Origin of the sequence: Mesorhizobium sp. M2A.F.Ca.ET.042.01.1.1 (assembly GCF_003997405.1) — a bacterium.
In the GTDB taxonomy this organism is placed as follows: Bacteria; Pseudomonadota; Alphaproteobacteria; order Rhizobiales; family Rhizobiaceae; genus Mesorhizobium.
This window is the reverse complement of the sequence record NZ_RZRX01000350.1, coordinates 1-5068: the sequence shown is the minus strand read 5'-3', so window position 1 is coordinate 5068 and position 5068 is coordinate 1. Positions and strand designations below refer to the sequence as shown.

Genomic DNA, 5068 nt, shown 5'->3' with positions numbered 1-5068 from the left:
ATCATCTTCGATGATGCCGACATTGACGGTGCTGTTGACGGTGCGGTCCAGGCGAAGTTCCGCAATGCCGGCCAGACCTGCGTTTCCGCGAACCGCATTTACGTCCAATCGAGCGTTCACGATGAGTCCGCCGAGAAATTGTGGAGAAGGTCCGGCACTTATCAGTGGTCCGACGTCTACTCCCGGAGCGAAGCCGTCGCCAACCCAAGATCGAGTCCCACATCGCAGATGATAATTCGATGCGGGGCCGAACGATAAATATGCATGCTTTGGCCACCCCGAGGCAGGGCTCATTGAGATGATCCGACCGCCTTGGAACAAAGATGGGGTAGAGCAGATGAAGCGTTGGCAGCGTGTCTCCATTCGACGCGAGCGCTTAGGATGGGATCACGATCATTCGCATCACGCGCAGCCGCAAGGGCGATGCCATGGCTACTTTGGAATCGTTGAAGTGGTTTGAGCCGGACAGTCACAAATACACCCGTTACGCCGCGGCTCAGGAAACGGGGCGGCGTCCGGCGGTGGAGGTGCTCGCTGACTTAAAAAGGGTGCGGGCAGTCGTTGCGCTTGAGAGCGACGACATTTGGGATCCGGCACGGGGTGACCTGCTGCCAATCGGCAGTTAACAGGGTCCGACAAAAGTGTGCACAACATGCTGCTGAAGTGGCCTCCGGAAGCGCTACCGGAAGTTACGCGTCTTGAACTTGATAGGGTCGATATGGTCATACTGCATCGACGATGTCGCGCCCCTTCGGCATGCCGCGCGGATCGATGCCCGATCCGCCGTGATGAGCCTCGTCCCTCGGCCGTGCGGCAACGGAAACGGCGTCTTGCGGTTTCCCACGCTGGCCAGCCCGGCCGACAGATCGGTCAGCTCGTGGGCGACGAGGTGCACCACCTCCTCTTCCGTCGGATGCGTCCGCGGACGCCGAGCATGGCCGAAGCAAGAAGCACGCGCCGGAATTTCTCGAGAGATCTTGACCCAGACGACGACGTTTGCCGCACCCGTCTCATCCTCCAGAGGAACATGAAGCCTTTGGCCGAGCCCGGCCGCTGCCGGACCAGCACCAGGCCGGCGGCCTCGAGCCAGCTTCTGCCTCGCGCCTGCATAGCATCCTGACAGGTCACGGTGCGGCGCCGGTTAGGCGGCACGCCGATTTTGGCAACGCTAGCCTGTGAACTGAAGAATGAAGGTCGGACTTGCGGCACATCGATTAGGTTCAAATGATAAGTTGCTGCCCGGCGAGGTCGTTTCAGCGCATCTCGACTGGTGGGTCGGCAAGACAATGCGGAACGGAAATGATCGCAGGCGTAAAGGACGGCTTTCGGGGCCGGAAGCTTCAGGCCTGGAACCGGACCCCAGTTTGGCGCAAGCATCGTGGCCTCCGCCCGGTCAGGCATTCACCGGCTCGCGAAATGCCAATTGATTCTGCTTAACCGGGCATACCTAAACGGCCACTTGCGTTCCGATCTCGACCACACGTCCGGTCGGGATCTGGAAATACTCCGTCGCGTCGGCGGCCGTGCGCGCCAAGCCGATGAACAGCTTGTCCTGCCACACCGGCATGCCGGAGTTGGGTGACGCCTTGAGCGAGCGACGCGACAGGAAGAAGGACGTCGTCATGATGTCGAACTTCCAACCCTGCTTGCGGCAGATCGCCAGCGCACGCGGGATGTTAGGCTGTTCCATGTAGCCGAAGGTCAGTGTCACCCGCATGAACAGCTCATTGATCGTTTCCATCTTGATCCGCTCGCTGTCGGGCACCACGGGCTGCTGCGCCGTCACCACAGAGAGGATGACGTTCTGTTCGTGCAGCGCCTTGTAGTGCTTCAGGCTGTGCATCAACGCGGTCGGCGCACTGGCGGGATCGCTGGTCAGGAACACGGCCGTACCGGACACCAGCTGCGGTTTCTTCTTCAACAGATTGCCCGCAAGGAAATCGAGCGGAATCTGGTTCCTGCGCGTCTTGTCAAATAGATACCTGCTGCCTCTTATCCAAGTCCACATGGTCATCACGATCACTGCGGCAATGGCAAGCGAGGCCCAGCCGCCTTCGAATACCTTGACGATGTTAGCTGCAAAGAAGCCGGTATCGATGAAGACGAACACCGCCATTAAGGCTATCGCGACGCCGAGCGGCCATTTCCAGATGCGCGTCATCACAACAAAAAGCAGTATGTTCGTCACCAGCATATTGCCGGTCACCGAAATACCGTAGGCCGAGGCCAGCCGGCTGGATTCGCCGAAGCCGACCACCAGCAGCATCACCACCAGCGCCAGCATCAGGTTGATGCGCGGCAGATAGATCTGGCCCGACTGTTTTTCCGACGTGTGCTGGATGACGAAACGCGGCAGCATGTTGAGCTGTACCGCTTGCCTGGTCAGCGAAAAGGCGCCGGAGATCACCGCCTGGCAGGCGATCACGGTCGCCGCCGTGGCAAGCACGACCATCGGAATAAGCGTCCAGCCCTGGTTCATCTCGAAGAACGGATGACCGACAACGCCGCCATTTGCCAGCACGAAGGCGCCTTGCCCGACATAATTGAGCAACAGACAAGGGAACACGATCGCCAGCCAGGCGAGCACGATCGGCTTGCGGCCGAAATGGCCGAGGTCGGCGTAGAGCGCCTCGGCTCCGGTGACGGCGAGGAAGACTGCACCAACCGTAACGAAGGCGACGTCAGGCGAGTTGACCAGGAACGACACGATGTAATGCGGGCTGATTGCCAGCAGGATTTCCGGGTCGTCCATGATGTGGTTGAGCCCGGAAAGGCCGATGGCCAGGAACCACAGCGCGGTAACGGGTCCGAACACCAATCCTACGCCGCCGGTGCCAAACCGCTGTACCGCAAACACGATCGCCAGGATGGCCAGTGTCAGCGGCACCACATAGGGCTGGAACGTCGGCGTGACGACATTCATACCTTCGACCGCCGACAGTACCGAGATTGCCGGCGTAATGACGGCGTCGCCAAAAAAAAGCGCCGCGCCGACGATGCCGATGCCGATGCCGATGCCGAGGATCACCGCAGAGCAGGTCGGGAAACTGTTGCGCGCCAGCGCCATAAGCGACAGCACTCCGCCCTCGCCTCGATTGTCGGCGCGGAGCACGAACATGATGTATTTGATCGTCACGGTGATCGTCAGGGACCAGATGATCAGCGAGAGTACGCCGAGGATGTCGCCACGGCTGGCGACGTTGCCACCCGCTGATGCATGCAACGCCTCGCGAAATGCATAGATCGGGCTGGTGCCTATATCGCCATAAACGACACCTAGTGCGCCCGACATCAGCGCCTTGGTGCTGTGCTGCTCGACCTCAGAATGGCTCGATTGTTCGACAGGTTCTGCCTCGTTACCAGCATTGGTAAGGGCCATGGACGACACTCCGATAAGCGCGCGGTGCTCTACGCTTGCTGCACTGCAATATCAAGTTCCGTCACGTAATGTCTGCCGTCTCGCCTGTCGTTGCTCGCCTTGGTAGACTCGCCAGCCCGCAGCCCTACCGAGCAGCAATAGCGCCCCGGCAGAACCCTCAATCGCCCAGATCAATGAATGGTTATCGCCCACAGTGCCCCCCCGCGATGCGGCCGATGGCGACCAGGGTGTCGTGGGCGCACAAGGATGGCGCTTTCCTGATGACGCCGTGCTCCAGGTGTGATCGCACCGTTGCTGCGCAAGCCATTTACTTGCTCGTCCCAGCGAGGACCGTGGCCAACTGGAACGCAGGGCCACGCCGCTCACCGGCCGCACTTTGCGGCGCAGATAACGATTCGATCTCCGCGGCGAGATTCTGGTTGAAGAAGCCACCAAGCTTGTCGAAGGACACACGGTCGTAATATCGACATGCCAGTATCCGCAACCCAGAAAAGCTCCTTGGGCTCCGCTGCGCGCGCCACGAACAACCCGATCTTCTCTGCGAAGAGGACGCCGTAATCCTTCAGGTTGAAGCCAAACCGGGGGGCGGCCGTGACGTATGGGCGAAGGGCTAGGAGGCGGGTTCGGTGAGGAACGGCATTGATGTCCACGCCGTCTCCTGGAAAGACAGAGGAATGCGGTGTCACCGACTGGCGCCGGAGGTTGATCCGGTGATTAGGAGGAGCACTCGTTGTCGGATTCTCGACGATGTCGGACATCTGACACAACGCTGCCAGAGCGATCACGTTGTTCCGAAACGATTTTCCCAGTTGGCACGACAATTGCGGTCCTATGCGCAAAAGCACTGCGATGCCGCACCGACTGGAAGAACTCATCAATGATCACGCTTTTCGAACATGTGGGCGCCGCTACCAACACTAAGCGTTCCCGATCAAACGGAAGCCTCTATCCCTTCTTTCTGAAGGCTGTCCGGACATGAACGCATTTGATGTCCGTCCAACGCTGGATGCTCCCGACGACGATCTCTATCTTTGGCTTGAAGATGTGGAAGGCGAGCGGGCACTTGCCTGGGCCGCCGGCCAGTCGGCAAAGACCCTGAAGCACTTCAGTGGAACGCAGTTCGAGCGCGACCGCGCGACTCTGAAGGCAGGCCTGTTCCCTAAGCGGCGTCGCATCTCCCCCGGCCGAGTCGCATGGCTTGAATCCGATATCAGGGCTTGGATGGAAACTAGATCTGAGAGCCGCACCGCATGAATGTAGCCTCCCAATATCTTCTCCCGTCTGTGGCGCATCACGAAGCCGGGCACGCGGTGGCCGCCATCGTTTTGCACCGTCAGATGTTCGACGACGACCGTGAACTCCCTGCTTTCTCAAGTGTTAGTATTTACCCCGACGCCGGTGACGGAGAGTGCGGTGGTTTTGTCGAAGGCACGGTTTTCTATTCAGCGCAAGGATTCACCTCGGAGCTAAAGCCGATTTTCGAGAACGATATGGATCGACATTTCCAACGCGATGAAGCGATCCAAGAGATAGTTGCGTGTCTGGCAGGTCCTTTTGCAGAATCCGCATTCGAAGGCTATCTGGACCCGCGCGATATGGCGATGAATGCGTCCGATGGGAATGAGGGGAGCAGCGACTACGCGGATGCCAAGCGAATCTATGGTGAGTTGCGGTTCCTGATGCCGCGCC

3 protein-coding genes and 2 pseudogenes are annotated in these 5068 nt (G+C 59.6%); 3 read left to right on the top strand and 2 right to left on the bottom strand.

Annotation, left to right across the window (positions count from 1 at the left end):
* Positions 1 to 141 (top strand): annotated as a pseudogene (locus EOA23_RS31460) (aldehyde dehydrogenase family protein); the annotation flags it as partial.
* Between the two features lie 538 nt (positions 142 to 679).
* Here EOA23_RS31460 and EOA23_RS31455 read toward each other — a convergent pair.
* Both EOA23_RS31455 and EOA23_RS31450 read right to left on the bottom strand, forming a co-directional pair.
* Positions 680 to 1140: pseudogene (locus EOA23_RS31455) on the bottom strand (OB-fold nucleic acid binding domain-containing protein); the annotation flags it as partial.
* 307 nt (positions 1141 to 1447) lie between these two features.
* On the bottom strand, positions 1448 to 3379 hold the full coding sequence (locus EOA23_RS31450) for a potassium transporter Kup (protein ID WP_126080677.1): 1932 nt from the start codon (positions 3377 to 3379) through the stop codon (positions 1448 to 1450).
* Between the two features lie 975 nt (positions 3380 to 4354).
* On the opposite strand from EOA23_RS31450, the gene EOA23_RS37010 reads away from it, so the two are divergent.
* A complete protein-coding gene (locus tag EOA23_RS37010) occupies positions 4355 to 4633 on the top strand; it encodes an AlpA family phage regulatory protein (protein ID WP_063169289.1) in 279 nt (92 codons plus the stop codon).
* Positions 4630 to 5068 (top strand): hypothetical protein (locus EOA23_RS31440; protein ID WP_145966537.1); only part of this gene is annotated, 439 nt, incomplete at its 3' end. The genes EOA23_RS37010 and EOA23_RS31440, both read left to right, overlap by 4 nt.